This is a genomic window from Burkholderia sp. MSMB2157WGS (assembly GCF_001532755.1).
Taxonomy (GTDB): domain Bacteria; phylum Pseudomonadota; class Gammaproteobacteria; order Burkholderiales; family Burkholderiaceae; genus Burkholderia.
In genome coordinates, this window is record NZ_LPJG01000030.1 from 275903 (window position 1) to 290330 (window position 14428).

The following is a 14428-nucleotide window of genomic DNA, read 5'->3' on the forward strand; positions in this document are numbered from 1 at the left end:
TACCCGAGGAAACCTGTTCGATGGATGAATTGAAGACCCTGGCCGTCACGGTCGATGCGCGCGGCATCGCGACCGTTGCGCTGCGGCGCGGCGACGTGCTGAACGCGTTCGACGAGACGATGATCGCGGAGCTCACCGACGCGTTCACGACGCTCGGCCGGCGCGACGACGTGCGTGCGATCGTGCTGCGTTCGGACGGTCGCGCATTTTGCGCGGGCGCCGACCTGCAGTGGATGCAGCGCGCGAGCGCGAACGATGCGGCCGCGAACCTGCGCGACGCCGAGCGGTTCGCCGCGATGATGCGTGCGATCCGGCAGTGCCCGAAACCGACGGTCGCCCGCGTGCAGGGGCACGCGTTCGGCGGCGGCGTGGGCCTGTGCGCCGCCTGCGACATCGTGATTGCGAGCGATCACGCGCGATTCTCGGTCAGCGAGGCGCGCTTCGGGATCCTGCCGGCCGTGATCGGCCCGTATCTGGTCGAGGCGGTCGGCCAGCGCCAGGCGCGCCGTCTCGCGTTGACCGCGACGCAGCTCGCGGCTGCCGACGCCGTCGCGATCGGCCTGATTCATCAGGCCGTGCCGCTCGATGTGCTCGACGACACGCTCGAGCGGACGCTCGCGGAGCTCGGCCGCAACGGCCCGCACGCACTGACGGAGATCAAGCGCTTTTTCGATGCGATCGGCGAGTATCCGCCGTCGGACGAACGCGCGGCGTTCACCGCGCAGACGATCTCCCGGGTGCGGGCGACGCCGGAAGCGAAGGAAGGCTTCGCGGCTTTTTTCGCGAAGCGGCCGCCGGCCTGGGAGGCGGCCGCCGAATAAGGCTGCGCGACGCACGTTCACGGCGATGGACGGCGAACCCGGGCCGGCCGCATTTTGCGTCTCGGGCGCGAGCGCTTGCACTACAATGCGTGACCCCCGGCGCGTTGCCGGCCCGTTCCGACCGCTGCTTCGCACGATGATCGTCAATCGCCTCGTCTCCGAGATCCTGTTCGGCTTTACCGGCCTGATCGGCATCATCAATCCGATCGGTATCGCGTTCCTGTTTCTCGAACGAACCGAGGCGCTCACCGCGCACGAACGGGATCTGCTCGCGAGGAAGGTCGCGTTCAACGCGTTCGTCGTGCTGATGGTCGCGTTCTTCGCCGGCACGCCGGTGCTGCATTTCTTCGGGATCTCGATGGAAGCGCTGCGGATCGGCGGCGGCTTCGCGGTTGCGGTGGCCGGCTGGCAGATGCTGAACGAACCGGACGGGCCGGGCGGCGGCGACACGCCGATCAAGCCGATCGACGCGAACGCGATCATGACGCGCGCGTTCTTCCCGTTGACGGTGCCGCTGACGGTCGGCCCCGGCTCGATCGCGACCGCGATCGCGCTGAACGCGAACCGCACGCACAAGCTGTCGGAATTCATGCTGTCGAGCATCGTGTCGATCGCGGTGTCCGTGCTCGTCGCGCTCGTGATCTGGCAGGTCTACAGCCGCTCCGCGCTGCTCGCGCGCTACCTCGGCAGCGAAGGGACCAAGGTCGCGAAACGTGTGTCGGCGTTCCTGCTGCTGTGCATCGGCGTGCAGATCATGCTGACCGGCTTCTCCGCGTTCCTGCAGCCGATCGCCGACCAGGTCAAGTAACCGGGCCTTCCGGTTCGTCCTCGTTCGCCCTTTTTCGTCCTTTCACGCAGCCTGCATGCGGCGCGCGGTCGTACGCGTTCGCGGCATGCGGGATACCATGCGACGTCTGGCGGGTGCGCGGCGCGCATCCGGCCGCAACCCCGACTCGAATGGAGAGGCGTGCAATGGAATACGTGAAATTCGGATCGACCGGGCTGGACGTGTCGAAGCTGGTGCTGGGCTGCATGACGTTCGGCGAGCCGTTGCGCGGCACGCATCCGTGGACGCTGCCGGAAGCGGAAAGCCGCCCGATCATCCAGCGGGCGGTCGAGGCCGGCATCAACTTCTTCGACACCGCGAACATGTATTCGGACGGGACGTCCGAGGAGATCGTCGGTCGCGCGCTGCGCGATTTCACGAAGCGCGACGAGGTCGTGATCGCGACGAAGGTGTTCTACCGGATGCGGCCGGGGCCGAACGGCGCCGGCCTGTCGCGCAAGGCGATCATGACCGACATCGACCAGAGCCTGAAGCGGCTCGGCACCGACTACGTCGATCTCTACCAGATTCACCGCTGGGACTACGGCACGCCGATCGAGGAGACGCTCGAGGCGCTGCACGATGTCGTGAAGGCCGGCAAGGCGCGCTATATCGGCGCGTCGTCGATGTTCGCGTGGCAGTTCGCGAAGGCGCTGCACACGTCGAAGCAGAACGGCTGGACCCGCTTCGTCAGCATGCAGAACCACCTGAACCTGCTGTATCGGGAAGAAGAGCGCGAAATGCTGCCGCTGTGCGAGGACGAAGGCATCGCGGTGATTCCGTGGAGCCCGCTCGCACGCGGGCGCCTGACGCGCAACTGGGACGAAACGTCGGAACGGCAGCAGAAGGACGACGTCGGTCAGCGGCTGTACGACGCGACGATCGACGCCGACAAGGCGGTCGTCGAGGCCGTCGCGGCGATCGCCGCCGCCCGCAACGTGCCGCGGGCGCAGGTCGCGCTGGCGTGGGTGGCGCACAAGCGCGGCGTGACCGCGCCGATCGTCGGCATCTCGAAGCCGCAGCAGCTGGACGATGCGCTCGGCGCGCTCGCGCTGAAGCTGAGCGCGGACGAGATCGCCGCGCTCGAACGCCCGTACGTGCCGCACGCGGTGGCCGGGTTCAACTGAGCGGCGTCGCTCGCGGGCGCCGCGATCAGCGCGCGGCGGCCAGCATCGGGTAGGTGAACAGGCCGAAGTGGACGACGTTCAGCCCCGCATGCGCGAGCGCGGCGGCGAGCAGGCCGCCGCGCCGCCACGCGAGCCCGTAGCCGACGCCGGCCACCGTGCCGAGCACGATCCACTGCCAGCCGGCGGCCGCGTGCGCGGCGCCGAACAGCACCGCGCCGGCCGCGAGCGCGACCCACGGGCCCCACGGGTAGGCGCGGAACACGCGGGTCAGTCCGCCTTGCACGTAGCCGCGGAACAGCGCTTCCTCGGCGAGCGTCACCAGCAACAGGTTGTTCACGAGCCACAGCCAGCCGGACGGTGGCCACTTGGGCGCCCAGCCGACCATCCCGAACGCGAGCGCGCCGGCCAGGCACGCGGCGGCCGTGGCGACGGCCGCCACCACGCCGGTGCGCAGCGCGCGCAACGGCGCGACGTCGGGAGCCACCCACGGCAGCGCCCACAACAGCCACAAGCCGACGAGCGGCTTGTCGAAATTCAGGTACATCGTGAACGGCACGGCGTCCGGCGTGAAGCGGGTCGGGCCGATCGCGCGCGGATTGTGGAAGCCGGGCAGCAGGTGCAGGCTCAGCGCGATCGCGAGCGCGGCAAAGACGAGGTGCGCGGCGATGCGCACCGCGAGCGGGCGCTCGGGCGACACGCCCCAGCCGGCCGCGATCAGCAGCGCGAACGGCGCCAGCGCGATCGGCGCGAGCTGGCCGAACGCCAGGGCGCCCGCATAGCCCAGCGCGGCGAGGCCGATGCTCAGGCCGTGCAGCGGGCGATGCCACGCGAAAGCGGCGGCCGCGAACAGGGCGAGCCAGATCGTGGCACACGGAAGGAGCGAAAGGGACATGACGGGAAACGGATGGGCGGACGAGACGCCGCGCATCATACAGCAGGTGCGGTGACACGCCGCCGCACGGCCGGACAGCCGCGCGTCAGCGGCCGGCGGTTTCGGTGATGCCGCCGCGGCCCGGGATGTCGACGCTGTTGCGCACGCGCATCCGCCGCCGGTACCAGAACGTCCACAGCAGCAGGCAGCCGAACACCGTGTAGCCCATGACCGGCGACACGACCAACACGCGCTCGACCGGCCAACTGACGACCATCCACCAGCGCAGCAGCATCTCGAGCGTCATGACGGCGCCCCACACGAACGTCATCAGCCGCAACATCTGCCGCAGGCCCGGCTGCGCGTCCCAGACGGCTTCGAAGTGCGCGGCGCCGCCGTCCATCTCGCGGGCCACGGTCGCGCGGGCCAGATAGAAGATCAGCGGGCGTTCGCGGAACAGCGACAGCAGGAACACGACGCCGATCGTGCCCGAACCGATCGATTCGCGCATCAGCAACGTGCGCGGACTGCCGCCGAACGCCATCCCGACGATCGACAGCGTGATGCCGAGCAGCACGATGGCCGCCACCGCGTCGACGCGGCGCGAACGGATGAATTCGACGATCGACCAGACGATCGGCGGCACCGCCGACGCGTACAGCGCGCCGGTTTCGCCGAAATACGGATGCGCGACCCGATAGGCCACCCAGGGCAGCACGAGGTTGACGAAGAGTTCGAGAATCAGGCCGGCTCGCGGTTTCACGGTGCGCCATTCCACGCAGGTCGGGGCGAACGCGCGAAACGCGTGGTTGCCCCCGGTTGCCCCGAAAAGGGTTCGGCCCAGTATATCGAAGAATCGCGCCGGGTTAGGGATGGCGAATGTTTCGGCATCCCGCATCCGGATGGAACGGTACATGGCGGCCGCTTCGGACGATGGCGATAGCGGGAAGGGCGGCGCCGTGCAGGCACGCCGCCCCCGCACGTGCGACGCCCGGCGGCGGGGCGGGCGGGGGGCCTGCGCTGCGCGGCCGCCCTCGATGCCGCGGCCGCGCGAGCGGTCAGGAGACGGCCGGACGGACGATGATCTTCACGTTGCGGTCCTTGTGGTTGACCAGTTCCTCGAAGCCGTGCGCGACGATGTCGCCGAGCGCGATGCGCCCGGTGATGAGCGGCTGCACGTCGATGCGGCCGTCCGCGATGAAGCGGATCACGTCCGCGAATTCGCCGTTGTACGCGAGCGAGCCGATCACCTCCTTCTCGGTCGACACGATGTCGAAGAAGTTGAACGGCGCCGGTTCCTCGAAGATGCCGACCATCACCGACTTGCCGGCCTTGCGGATCACGTCGATCGCGAGCTTCGCGGTGGCCGTGTGCCCGATGCACTCGAACGACACGTCGGCGCCATAGCCGCCCGTCAGCGCCCTGACTTCGGCGACCGCGTCGGACGTCTTCGGATCGACGACGACGCTCGCGCCGACCTCCAGCGCCTTCTGCTTGCGCGCGGCCGACATCTCCAGCGCGATCACGCGCCCGGCGCCCGCGGCCTTCGCGCACATGATCGTGCACAGGCCGATCGTGCCCGCGCCGACCACGACGACGGTCTGCCCGACGATGTTGCCGGCCTTCTTCACCGCATGCAGCCCGACCGCGAGCGGTTCGATCAGCGCGCCGGCCTCGGTCGGGAAATCGTCGGGCAGCTTGTACAGCAGTTCGGCCGGCACGTTCACGTATTCGGCGAACGCGCCGTTGTTCATCAGCCCGGTGAACGCGAGGTTCTCGCAGATGTTGTACAGCCCGTGCCGGCAATACCAGCAGGTGCCGCAATGCTGGCATGCGTCGGCCGTTACGCGGTCGCCGACCGCGAAGCCCGACACGTCCGCGCCGAGTTCGGCGATCTCGCCGCTGAACTCGTGACCGAGGATGCATTGGCCCTTCAGGCCGGTCAGCGGATGCGGCGCGTCGACCGGGATGAACACCGGCCCGGCGACGTATTCGTGCAGATCGGAGCCGCAGATGCCGCACCAGTGCACGCGGATCGTGACCCAGCCTGCGGGCGGGCGCTCCGGAACGGGAACCGCTTCGACGCGGATGTCGTGGCGGCCATGCCAGACGGCGGCCTTCATGCTGGGGGAAGTGATCGGTGCCGGTGTATTCACGTTGCTGTCTCCGTCGGGTTGTCGTCGGGCGCGCGGCAACGCTGCCGGTGTGCCCGTCGCGCGATTGCGCGATCGACCGGTATGCAGGAACGGGGCCAGCGTGAATCGGGGCGGCACGGGGCGGTCGAAAGGGGACGCTGGATGCGTTGCACCATGTCGCTCGGTGCCGACCGGCCGGGATTCGGAAGGAAGGGCGCGTCGGATTTGCTGCGATAGCGCAACATCGGATCCGCTGAGACGCCGGGACGTTCGTCTCAGCGCGATGAGACGAAGCGCGAGACGAACGGTGGCGAACGGCGATGGACGATGCGGTGCGATTCGCGGTCAGGCGACGACTTCGTCCACGGCGACGGTCGCGAGCGGCGTGAATCCGGCGGCGCGGTACAGCGGCTGGCCGGCTTCGGTCGATATGAGCCACACGCGGTGCGCGCCCCGGCGCCGTGCGTGGGCGGCGATCGCGGCGAGCAGTTGCGTCGCGAGGCCACGGCGGCGGTATGGGTCCGCCGTCGCGACGCGATCGACGACGATATCGCGCGGCGACGCGAAGCCGTAGCGCGCGGTGGCCGCGATCTGCCCGTCGAGCCGGTGCGCGAACAGGAACGCGGCCGGATTCGGCTGGAACGGCGGGAAGGCGCCGCTGGCGTTGAACGCGTCGATCGCGTCCGGCGTGTCGCAGGCGAGCGCTTGCGCGAGCGCGTCGTCGCCCGCCAGCCCGGCGATATCGGCGGCCATGAAGTGCTCGTCGGTCAGCCGGCGCGTCCTGCCGTGCAGCGCGGACGGCAGCGGCGCGGCGCCATAGCGCGTGATCCACGCACCGACGACGAACGGGCCGGCGCCGGACCCGGGCGCCCCCTCGATCATGAAATGCTCGAAAGGCCGGCCCATCGCGTCGTCGAACTGCACGACGTGGCCGTCCGGGCCGTCGTGCAGCGGCGCATCGCGCCGGTCGCGCGCGGCGCAGTACCCGGCGATGAACGTGCGCACGGCGGCCTTGCGGCGGGGGAAGGCGGACCAGGCTTCGTCGAGCGGGAACAGCGTGGCCGGTGCAGGGGAGGCGGTCGGCATTCGGACGGGCATTGTCGGAGCGAAGCCGACAGCTTAGCCGAGGATGCCGTCGCTTGCCGTGCCAGCCATTGTCGCCCTCACCGAAACGAATCGTTGCACACGTTACCCCTTTACTTGAAGTTAACTTCAATTTGTATCATGGGCGCCGGTCCGATTGCGGCCGTGCGAGACATCCCGTCGCACGCGGCCGCCTCAACGGAGGTGACGATGACCGAATCGCCTGTCGCGGCCGAGGCCGCCACGCTGCCGTCGCGCAGCTACCGGGCCGCCGTCGCGAACGTCGTGCTGGCGAGCATCGTGTCGGCGCTGCACGTCGGCAAGGCGACGATCGCATTGCCGTCGCTGCAGCACGAGTTCGGCGGCTCGCTCGCGTCGCTGAGCGGGATCATGTCGGTGTTTCCGTTCGTCGGCGTGTTCGGCGGGATCGCCGCCGGGGTGCTGGTGCGGCGCTGGGGCGACCGGCGACTGCTGGTGACGGGCCTCGTCATCCTCGGCCTGTCGAGCATCGTCGGCGCATGGGCGGGCAGCTTCGCGCTGCTGCTGGCCACGCGCTTCGCGGAAGGGCTCGGGTTCGTGATCGTGGTGGTCGCCGCGCCGGCCGTGCTGAACCGCGTGACGCCGCCCGAGCGGCGCAATTTCGCGTTCGGCCTGTGGAGCACCTTCATGCCGGCCGGCATGGCGCTGTCGATGCTGGTCGGGCCGCTGCTCGGCGGCTGGCGCAACGGCTGGCTCGCGGCCGCGGCGCTGACGCTCGTCGCCGCCGCCGCGGTGCCGGTCACGACGTCGGCCGACGCACCGGCGCGGCAGGCCGCGGCGACGCGCATCGGGCCCGCGCTGCGCACCGTGCTCGCGGCGCGCTCGACCACGCTCCTCGCACTCGGTTTCGCGACCTACAACGTGCAGTTCTTCGCGGCGATGACGTTCCTGCCGGTGTTCCTGATGCAGCGTCTCGGCGTTGCCGTCGGCGCGGCCGGGCTGATCAGTGCGGCGATCGTCGCTGCATGCGTGGTCGGCAACCTGACGGCCGGCTGGTTGCTGTCGCGCGGGGCGCGACCGGGGCTCGTGATGGCCGCGACGTCGGTCGCGATCGGCGCGGCGGGGGCGGGCCTCTTCAGCGCGGCGACGCCCGCACCGCTCGCGGTCGCGCTCGGGTTCGCGTTCTCGGCGATGGCCGGGATGCTGCCCGCGACGATTCTCGCGTGCGCGCCGGGTTCCGCGCCGTCGCCGTCGCTGGCACCGCTCAGCATCGGCTGGGTCGTGCAGGGCAACTATCTCGGCCAGGTGATCGGGCCGCTGACGATCGGCGCGATCGTCGGTGCATTCGGCTGGTCGGGCGGCGTCGGGCTGATGCTCGCGGCCGCCGCCGTCGGCGCGGCGATCGGCCTGTGCCTGCTGCGCGAACCGATGGGCCGGCGCTGAGTGCGGCGCCGGCGTCTTTCAACCTGCACGGAAATCCGTCAAGCATGCTCGACATCATGGAAAGCCCGACCTGCGAAGAAGACCTGTCGTGCGACGTGTCCGCGTCCGCGCTCGGCGAAGACGATCCGATGCCGTCGCGCGGCGGCGTGCTCGCGCATTCGCTCGTGACGATCGGGCGTGCGCCGATTCCGGAGCACGCGACGGCCGCGGTGTCGCCGTTGCGCCCGCAACTGTTCGTCACGGTGCTCGAGGCCGGTCGCGACGGGCTGCTGGTGCGATGGGTCGAGAGCGGCCGGTGTCATTACGGCGAACAACGCTGGCGCTTGCGCGTCGCGTTGCAGCCCGGTCGCTGCGCGCTCTCGGGGCAGCCGATCGCGCCCGGCGAACCGGTGTTCCGGCCGGTACGGCGGCCCGTGCCGGCCAATGGCGACGAGATGATCTGCCCGGCTGCGGTGCCGGGCATGGCCGGTGCGGCGCACGACGACGTGCCCGAGGACGGCGACGCCCGCGATCCGGCCGATGTTCATGGCTGAACATCGGCCGTCCGGGGGCGACGTTACTTCTTCAGATCGTGCCGGTACTGAATGAAACCGGCGTTGTTCGCGAGCTTGTCGTACAGCGCGCGTGCGGTCGTGTTGGTTTCGTGCGTGAGCCAGTACACGCGGCTCGCGCCGGCTTCGCGGGCGCGTTCGTACACGGCCTCGATCAGTGCGCCGCCCGCGCCTTGCCCGCGCGCGTCGGGCGCCGTGTACAGGTCCTGCAGGTAGCAGTACGGCCCTTCGGTCCAGCACGAGCGGTGGTAGATCGCGTGCACGATCCCGACCAGCGCCCCCGACGCGTCGAACGCACCGAGCACGAACATCGGCTCGGCCGGATCCATCAGGCGTGCCCACGTCGTCGCGAACACCGCATCGCTCAGCGCGGTGTCGTAGAACTTCTGGTAACCCTGCCACAGCGGACGCCACGCGGCTTCGTCGGCGGCGACGAGCGGGCGCACCGCGACGCGCGTGGCATCGTTCGCGCGGCCGGCGGCGTCGCGCGCGCGGGCCTGCGCGTGGCGGATCGCGGCGAGCGACTGGCGCTGTTCGCCTTGCGCGTCGAAGTTCTCCGGCGCGAGCCACGCGTCGAACGCGGCGCGGACATCCGGCCATTCGCCGTCGATGATCGAGAACCACGCGGTGTCGCGATTGCGGCCGCGGTAGACGATCGCCTGCCGGAACGTGCCTTCGTAGCGGAACCCGAGCCGCGCGGCCGCCTTGCGCGACGGGGCGTTCAGGTCGTCGCACTTCCATTCGTAGCGCCGGTAGCCGAGCGTGTCGAACGCATACTTCATCAGCAGGAACTGCGCTTCGGTCGACACCGGCGTGCGCTTGAGCAGCGGCGAGAACGTGACGGAACCGACCTCGATCACGCCGTTGGCCGGATCGATGCGCATCAGCGCGAGCGTGCCGACCGCGCGGCCCGTGGCGCGGTCGATCACCGTGTAGTGCAGCGGATCGGTGCTCGCCTGCGCGCCGCGCGCGTAATCGCGGTAGCTGGACTCGTCGGCGTACGGGCCGTGCGCCAGATAGGTCCAGTCGCTGCCGTCGGGCGCCTGGGCGTAGGCGGCGTACAGGTCCGCCGCGTGGCGCTCGGCGTCGAGCGGTTCGAGCCGGCAGTAGCGGCCTTCGAGCGCGATGCGCTCGGGGCGCGGACGCGCGGACCAGTCGGGAACGGGTTGGCCGATGGGCTGCTGGAAAGCGTTGGTGAGCGTGGGCAAGGTCGATCTCGCTTCGGTTGGCGGCCGGCGACATGCCGGCATGCAGACGATCGTAGTCCCGGCGAGGTACCATGAGAAGCGCCAGCGAACGGCAAATTTATGGTGCCACGATCGGTGGCCGTCAGCCGTACGCCGCTCACCGTACGTTCGACCTTTTCACGCTGCGATGTTCCGATGACGACTGCCTTTCCTTCCGGCGGCGCGCCGTTGCTGCCGCTCGATGCGCCGCTGGCGCGCACGCCCGGCGCACCTTCGCTGCAGCGCCAGTTGCTGCGTCGCGTGCGCGACGCGATTCTCGGCGGCGCGATGCCGGCCGGCACGCGGCTGCCCGGCACGCGCGCGCTGGCCGAAACGCTCGGCGTGTCGCGCAATACGACGGCCGCCGTGTACGAGCAGCTCGTCGCGGAAGGCTTCCTGCAGTCGGACCGTCGCGGCACGCGGGTCGTCGGGCTGTCGCGGCCGGCGCCGCCGCGCCGGCGTGCCGCGCCGCCGACCGTCGCGCAGCGGCTCGGCCGGATTCGCGCGAGCCTCGTCAGCGCCGGCGAATCGGAGGGCTTCCGGCCGGGCGTGCCGGCGCTGTCGCATTTCCCGGTGGACGCGTGGCGGCACGCGATCGATCGCGCGTTACGCCGCGCCGGCCGCGACCTGCTGGCGTACGGCGATCCGCTCGGCGAGCCCGCGTTGCGCGAATCGATCGCGCGCCATCTGGCCGTCACGCGCGGCGTACGCTGCGATCCCGAGCAGATCGTGATCACGGAGGGCGCGCAGGGGGCGATCGCGCTGTGCGCGCAGTTGCTGACGAATCCGGGCGATACGGTGTGGGTCGAGGAGCCCGGCTATCGCGGCGCGCGCACCGCGATGCAGGCGGCCGACCTCGACGTCGTGCCGATGCCGGTCGACGCGGAAGGGCTGCGCGCGGAACCGGACGACTGGCGCGAGCGACCGCCGCGCCTCGTCTACACGACGCCGTCGAACCAGTTCCCGACCGGCGCCGTGCTGTCGATCTCGCGCCGGCTCGCGCTGATCGATGCGGCGCGCCGCCATCGCGCGTGGATCATCGAGGACGACTACGACAGCGAATTCCGTCACACCGGCGAGCCGATCGGCGCGATGCATGGGCTCGCGCCCGATTCGCCGGTCGTCTATCTCGGCTCGTTCAGCAAGACGATGTTTCCGGCGCTGCGGATCGGTTTTCTCGTGCTGCCCGACGCGTTGCTGGCCGCCGTGCGGCCGGCGTTGCCGGAGATGCTGCGCGGCGGGACGCGTCATGTGCAGCTCGCGCTGGCCGATTTCATCGAGACGGGCGAGTACGGCCGGCATCTCGGGCGGATGCGCAGGTTGTATCGCGACCGGCGGCGTTTGCTGCTCGCCGCGCTCGACGGCAGCCTGAGCGTGCCGCACCAGGTCGAGGGCGGCCCGTGCGGGCTGCATCTCGCGCTGCGGCTGCCGGCGCGTTATCGCGATCGCGCGATCGTCGAGGCGGCGCGCGCGCATGGCATCGGCCCGTTTCCGCTGTCGGGTTTCGCGATCGATGCGGCGCGGGCACGCAACGGGCTCGTGCTCGGTTTCGGCAATACGTCGGCCGATGCGTTCGAGCCGATGTTGCGGATGGTGTCGGCGATCGCGGAGCAGGTGGCCGCGGATGGTGCGTGACGGTATAGTTGCGCGATTCCGACTTCCCCCCACCCGATCATGATTGCATGCCGTCCGTCGTTCCTGTTCGTTGCCGTTGCCTGCGCGTCGCTGGCGGCGGCCGCTGCCCACGCTCGACCGACACGCGACGGCTTCGTTTGCGATACCGACAAGCATCACATCGTGATCGACCGCGTGGCGGATCGCGGCGCATTGCGCTACCGCGCGTGGAACAAACCGCATCCGGTCGATGGGAAGCCGGACGTCGAAGTGCTCGGCGGCACGGAAACCACGGGCGGAACGGATCCGTGCGTGAGCACCGACTGGTCGTTCAAGCGCGGCAATATCGAGTACTCGGTATCGGACAGCGCCGCCTGCACGGACGGCAAGCCGCCGCGCGGCGCTTAGGGGATGGTCTCCGTGACGATCGACAAGGAATTCGCCGCGCGTTACTGGTGCGTCAGGTAATCGGTGCTTTCAAAATATTGAAACGCCGGGCAGGCCGAAAATCGCTAAATATTTTAAAAGATCGGCCGATATCTCGATATTAACGACGGCTGATTGCGCAGTCCGATTCGCGCGTTTTGTCTTTTCGATCGTAAAGAATGGTCAACGGCGCTTGCCACGATTCGTGCCATGAGCGACGATCCCTCTCCGTAACAAACGGTTACTTTCCGGCGATGACTCGATGTGGCGGACAAAGACCGGGCAGGCCGCAATGAGTCACGTTCGTCGTGTGCTCCGATAAATAACAATGCCGATCGGACGAGATCGGCTGCAGGCATCCGGGCGCGATTACCGCGTATGCCGCCTGCGAAATCGTATCAATCCAGATGAAATCTGATTCAAGCTCTTATTGCTTCCCGAATCTGCTCGAAGCGTTTTTTACCGTCGTCGTGCTGAACATGGTCGAGTATCTGATGAACTCGATCATCTGGTCGGCTGGCCGCAGCGCCGGGCTGCAGACGATGGCAATCGCCAGCATCGGGCGGGTGCTCGCGAACGGCCTCGTATTTACGGTGCTGCTTCATCACGGCAAATTGACCTACCGCAGCTTGCTGCACGACAGCGTCGATTCCTGGCGAACGACGATCGGGCGATTTTTCGTGCCCATCGTGCTGATGACACCGGCTTTGCTCGTGACGATGAGCGTGCTCGAAGTCGGCGTCGGGCAGTTCTTCCCGTGGACCGGAACCCGGGACGACGCCCGCGAGGTTTATGTGAATGGCGGGCTCGGCCTGATCGTATTGACCTGCGCGATTGCGCCGCTACTCGAAGAGATGCTGTTTCGCGGCGTGATGCTGCGCAGCTTCTTGCGACAGTATCCGGAGGGAACGGCGATCGCCCATTCGGCCGCGGTATTCGGTCTTGCGCATTTGAACGTGTATCAGTTCGCGCTCGCATTCGGACTCGGTTTGCTGATCGGCAAGCTGTATGCGGCTACCCGATCGCTGCTGCCGGGGATATTGATTCATGCCTGCTACAACACGGCCGTGGTGATCGTCGCGCTGAAATCGCCGTTCGTCCTCACTGGGGAGAGCCTGCTGGAAATCTGGCCGACGTCCTGGTGGTTCGGCGCGCTCGTGCTGGGCGGCGTCGGCGCATGGTGGCTGGTCAAGGCGGTGGATGAGCAGCGAATGGTGCCGGCGAATACGGCAAACGACAACGCGTGAAACGAGAGCACGCGGCGACGGGTTTCTACAACGAGAAAACGAGGTGAAGCATGCGGGGCAAGCAAGTCTGTCTGGTGGGTCTGGCGAGTACGGTACTGATGTTGACGGCATGTGGCGGCGGCGATGACGGCGGCGGCGCCAAGACCGGAAGCAGCGCGTCGAACGACGATACGACGGGCACGCCGACGGCCACGTCGCCCGCCGCGCCGGCGCCAGTGCCGGGCGCGTCGACCCAGCCTGCGGTCCAGACGGCTTGCCGACCGAACGGCAACTTCAGCTATTCGGGGGCTGCGTCGCCGGTCGCGGCGAGCAACGGCCAACTGGCGGTGCTCGTCGTGCCGAATTTGCCGAGCGATTACGCGAAGAACCGCAACATGACGGCGGCCAATGTGCCGGCGACGAGCCTGGTTCAGCAGGGTAGCGGCGCATTTACGACGCTTGCGTCGTCGGCGGCGGCAACCGACTGCCTCGGGCTCGACCATGGGGCCGTGACCGACATCCAGGGCGTCGGCACCGATGTGGCGATCGGCCGGTGGAATCGCGCGATGGACACCGACGGCAATACGTATACCGATACGCAAGGCGTGCACTACGCGGTCGGCACGCCGCTGTCGTTGCCCGCCACGGGCGGCCCGCTTTCGTGTACCCAGGTGATGGCCGATACGGTGGCGAGCAACAACGGCGACACGAGCGGTGCGCTCGTGTCGAGTTCGGCCACGCTGGATCCGGTCACGCGCATGCTGACCACACTGAACCTGTCGATCAAGCTGGACAGCGCGCAATACGGGCTGACGTATACGCAGGTGCCGTTGAACGGCGTGCTGAAGACCACCGGCCCCGCGACGATTCAATCGATCGTGGTCGGACACGATGCGGCGCAGCCGCTGGTGGCCGTCGGTTACACGGTTGCGTTGCCGAACACGCAAGGCGTCGGCGGCGTGGCGGTGTTGTCGTGCCACTGACCGGAACCGGTGCCGGCTCGTCGATGGACGGGGGCCGATGACGAACCGTTTGCGGTGTGCGGGCCACCTGTCCGTGATGCGCGACAGGTGGCATGTCCGGCCGCAGACCGCGACGAT

14 protein-coding genes are annotated in these 14428 nt (G+C 68.9%); 9 read left to right on the forward strand and 5 right to left on the reverse strand.

Annotated elements, in window-relative coordinates:
* Positions 1–20: 20 nt before the first annotated feature.
* The 3 genes from WT53_RS19795 to WT53_RS19805 all read left to right on the forward strand — a co-directional run bounded on the left by WT53_RS19795 (position 21) and on the right by WT53_RS19805 (position 2774).
* Positions 21–821: an enoyl-CoA hydratase-related protein gene (locus tag WT53_RS19795; RefSeq protein WP_034204710.1), complete on the forward strand. Its 801-nt coding sequence runs from the start codon at positions 21–23 to the stop codon at positions 819–821.
* 136 nt (positions 822–957) lie between these two features.
* Positions 958–1629 (forward strand): MarC family protein, encoded by a 672-nt coding sequence (locus tag WT53_RS19800; RefSeq protein WP_034204711.1) that lies wholly within the window; start codon positions 958–960, stop codon positions 1627–1629.
* Positions 1630–1793: 164 nt separating this feature from the next.
* Positions 1794–2774: an aldo/keto reductase gene (locus WT53_RS19805; protein WP_034204712.1), complete on the forward strand. Its 981-nt coding sequence runs from the start codon at positions 1794–1796 to the stop codon at positions 2772–2774.
* 25 nt (positions 2775–2799) lie between these two features.
* On the opposite strand, the gene WT53_RS19810 is transcribed toward WT53_RS19805, so the two are convergent.
* The 4 genes from WT53_RS19810 to WT53_RS19825 all read right to left on the reverse strand — a co-directional run bounded on the left by WT53_RS19810 (position 2800) and on the right by WT53_RS19825 (position 6866).
* On the reverse strand, positions 2800–3666 hold the full coding sequence (locus tag WT53_RS19810; RefSeq protein ID WP_034206171.1) for a CPBP family intramembrane glutamic endopeptidase: 867 nt from the start codon (positions 3664–3666) through the stop codon (positions 2800–2802).
* A gap of 85 nt (positions 3667–3751) precedes the next feature.
* Positions 3752–4408 carry a VC0807 family protein gene (locus tag WT53_RS19815; protein WP_034206172.1) on the reverse strand — a complete coding sequence of 219 codons (657 nt, stop codon included), beginning with the start codon at positions 4406–4408 and terminating at the stop codon, positions 3752–3754.
* Positions 4409–4703: 295 nt separating this feature from the next.
* Positions 4704–5768 (reverse strand): 2,3-butanediol dehydrogenase, encoded by a 1065-nt coding sequence (locus WT53_RS19820; RefSeq protein ID WP_034204713.1) that lies wholly within the window; start codon positions 5766–5768, stop codon positions 4704–4706.
* Positions 5769–6125: 357 nt separating this feature from the next.
* Complete coding sequence (locus tag WT53_RS19825) at positions 6126–6866, reverse strand: GNAT family N-acetyltransferase (protein WP_034204714.1); 741 nt, start codon at positions 6864–6866, stop codon at positions 6126–6128.
* Positions 6867–7073: 207 nt separating this feature from the next.
* Between WT53_RS19825 and WT53_RS19830 the strand changes: the two genes are divergently transcribed.
* Together WT53_RS19830 and WT53_RS19835 are read left to right on the forward strand one after the other, a co-directional pair.
* Positions 7074–8285, forward strand: coding sequence for a CynX/NimT family MFS transporter (locus WT53_RS19830; protein WP_034206173.1), 1212 nt, complete (start codon positions 7074–7076; stop codon positions 8283–8285).
* 44 nt (positions 8286–8329) lie between these two features.
* Positions 8330–8818: a DUF3331 domain-containing protein gene (locus WT53_RS19835; RefSeq protein ID WP_034204715.1), complete on the forward strand. Its 489-nt coding sequence runs from the start codon at positions 8330–8332 to the stop codon at positions 8816–8818.
* Positions 8819–8841: 23 nt separating this feature from the next.
* Here WT53_RS19835 and WT53_RS19840 read toward each other — a convergent pair whose 3' ends face one another.
* On the reverse strand, positions 8842–10044 hold the full coding sequence (locus WT53_RS19840; RefSeq protein ID WP_034204716.1) for a GNAT family N-acetyltransferase: 1203 nt from the start codon (positions 10042–10044) through the stop codon (positions 8842–8844).
* A 174-nt stretch (positions 10045–10218) separates the two neighbouring features.
* On the opposite strand from WT53_RS19840, the gene WT53_RS19845 reads away from it, so the two are divergent.
* The 4 genes from WT53_RS19845 (at position 10219) to WT53_RS19860 (ending at position 14311) form a co-directional block, all read left to right on the forward strand.
* Positions 10219–11697: a PLP-dependent aminotransferase family protein gene (locus WT53_RS19845; RefSeq protein WP_034204717.1), complete on the forward strand. Its 1479-nt coding sequence runs from the start codon at positions 10219–10221 to the stop codon at positions 11695–11697.
* Positions 11698–11736: 39 nt separating this feature from the next.
* Positions 11737–12084: a hypothetical protein gene (locus tag WT53_RS34155; RefSeq protein WP_230624768.1), complete on the forward strand. Its 348-nt coding sequence runs from the start codon at positions 11737–11739 to the stop codon at positions 12082–12084.
* Positions 12085–12509: 425 nt separating this feature from the next.
* Positions 12510–13349 (forward strand): CPBP family intramembrane glutamic endopeptidase, encoded by an 840-nt coding sequence (locus WT53_RS19855; RefSeq protein WP_060261167.1) that lies wholly within the window; start codon positions 12510–12512, stop codon positions 13347–13349.
* Between the two features lie 50 nt (positions 13350–13399).
* Positions 13400–14311 carry a hypothetical protein gene (locus WT53_RS19860; RefSeq protein ID WP_060261171.1) on the forward strand — a complete coding sequence of 304 codons (912 nt, stop codon included), beginning with the start codon at positions 13400–13402 and terminating at the stop codon, positions 14309–14311.
* Positions 14312–14428 lie beyond the last annotated feature (117 nt).

What these genes read in the sequence shown, in the direction of transcription:
- WT53_RS19845 (WP_034204717.1), top strand. Translation starts at nt 10,219, where the DNA reads ATGACGACTGCCTTTCCTTCCGGCGGCGCGCCGTTGCTGCCGCTCGAT.
- WT53_RS34155 (WP_230624768.1), top strand. Translation starts at nt 11,737, where the DNA reads ATGATTGCATGCCGTCCGTCGTTCCTGTTCGTTGCCGTTGCCTGCGCG.
- WT53_RS19825 (WP_034204714.1), bottom strand. Translation starts at nt 6,866, where the DNA reads ATGCCGACCGCCTCCCCTGCACCGGCCACGCTGTTCCCGCTCGACGAA.
- WT53_RS19830 (WP_034206173.1), top strand. Translation starts at nt 7,074, where the DNA reads ATGACCGAATCGCCTGTCGCGGCCGAGGCCGCCACGCTGCCGTCGCGC.
- WT53_RS19800 (WP_034204711.1), top strand. Translation starts at nt 958, where the DNA reads ATGATCGTCAATCGCCTCGTCTCCGAGATCCTGTTCGGCTTTACCGGC.
- WT53_RS19855 (WP_060261167.1), top strand. Translation starts at nt 12,510, where the DNA reads ATGAAATCTGATTCAAGCTCTTATTGCTTCCCGAATCTGCTCGAAGCG.
- WT53_RS19805 (WP_034204712.1), top strand. Translation starts at nt 1,794, where the DNA reads ATGGAATACGTGAAATTCGGATCGACCGGGCTGGACGTGTCGAAGCTG.
- WT53_RS19795 (WP_034204710.1), top strand. Translation starts at nt 21, where the DNA reads ATGGATGAATTGAAGACCCTGGCCGTCACGGTCGATGCGCGCGGCATC.
- WT53_RS19835 (WP_034204715.1), top strand. Translation starts at nt 8,330, where the DNA reads ATGCTCGACATCATGGAAAGCCCGACCTGCGAAGAAGACCTGTCGTGC.
- WT53_RS19820 (WP_034204713.1), bottom strand. Translation starts at nt 5,768, where the DNA reads ATGAAGGCCGCCGTCTGGCATGGCCGCCACGACATCCGCGTCGAAGCG.
- WT53_RS19860 (WP_060261171.1), top strand. Translation starts at nt 13,400, where the DNA reads ATGCGGGGCAAGCAAGTCTGTCTGGTGGGTCTGGCGAGTACGGTACTG.
- WT53_RS19810 (WP_034206171.1), bottom strand. Translation starts at nt 3,666, where the DNA reads ATGTCCCTTTCGCTCCTTCCGTGTGCCACGATCTGGCTCGCCCTGTTC.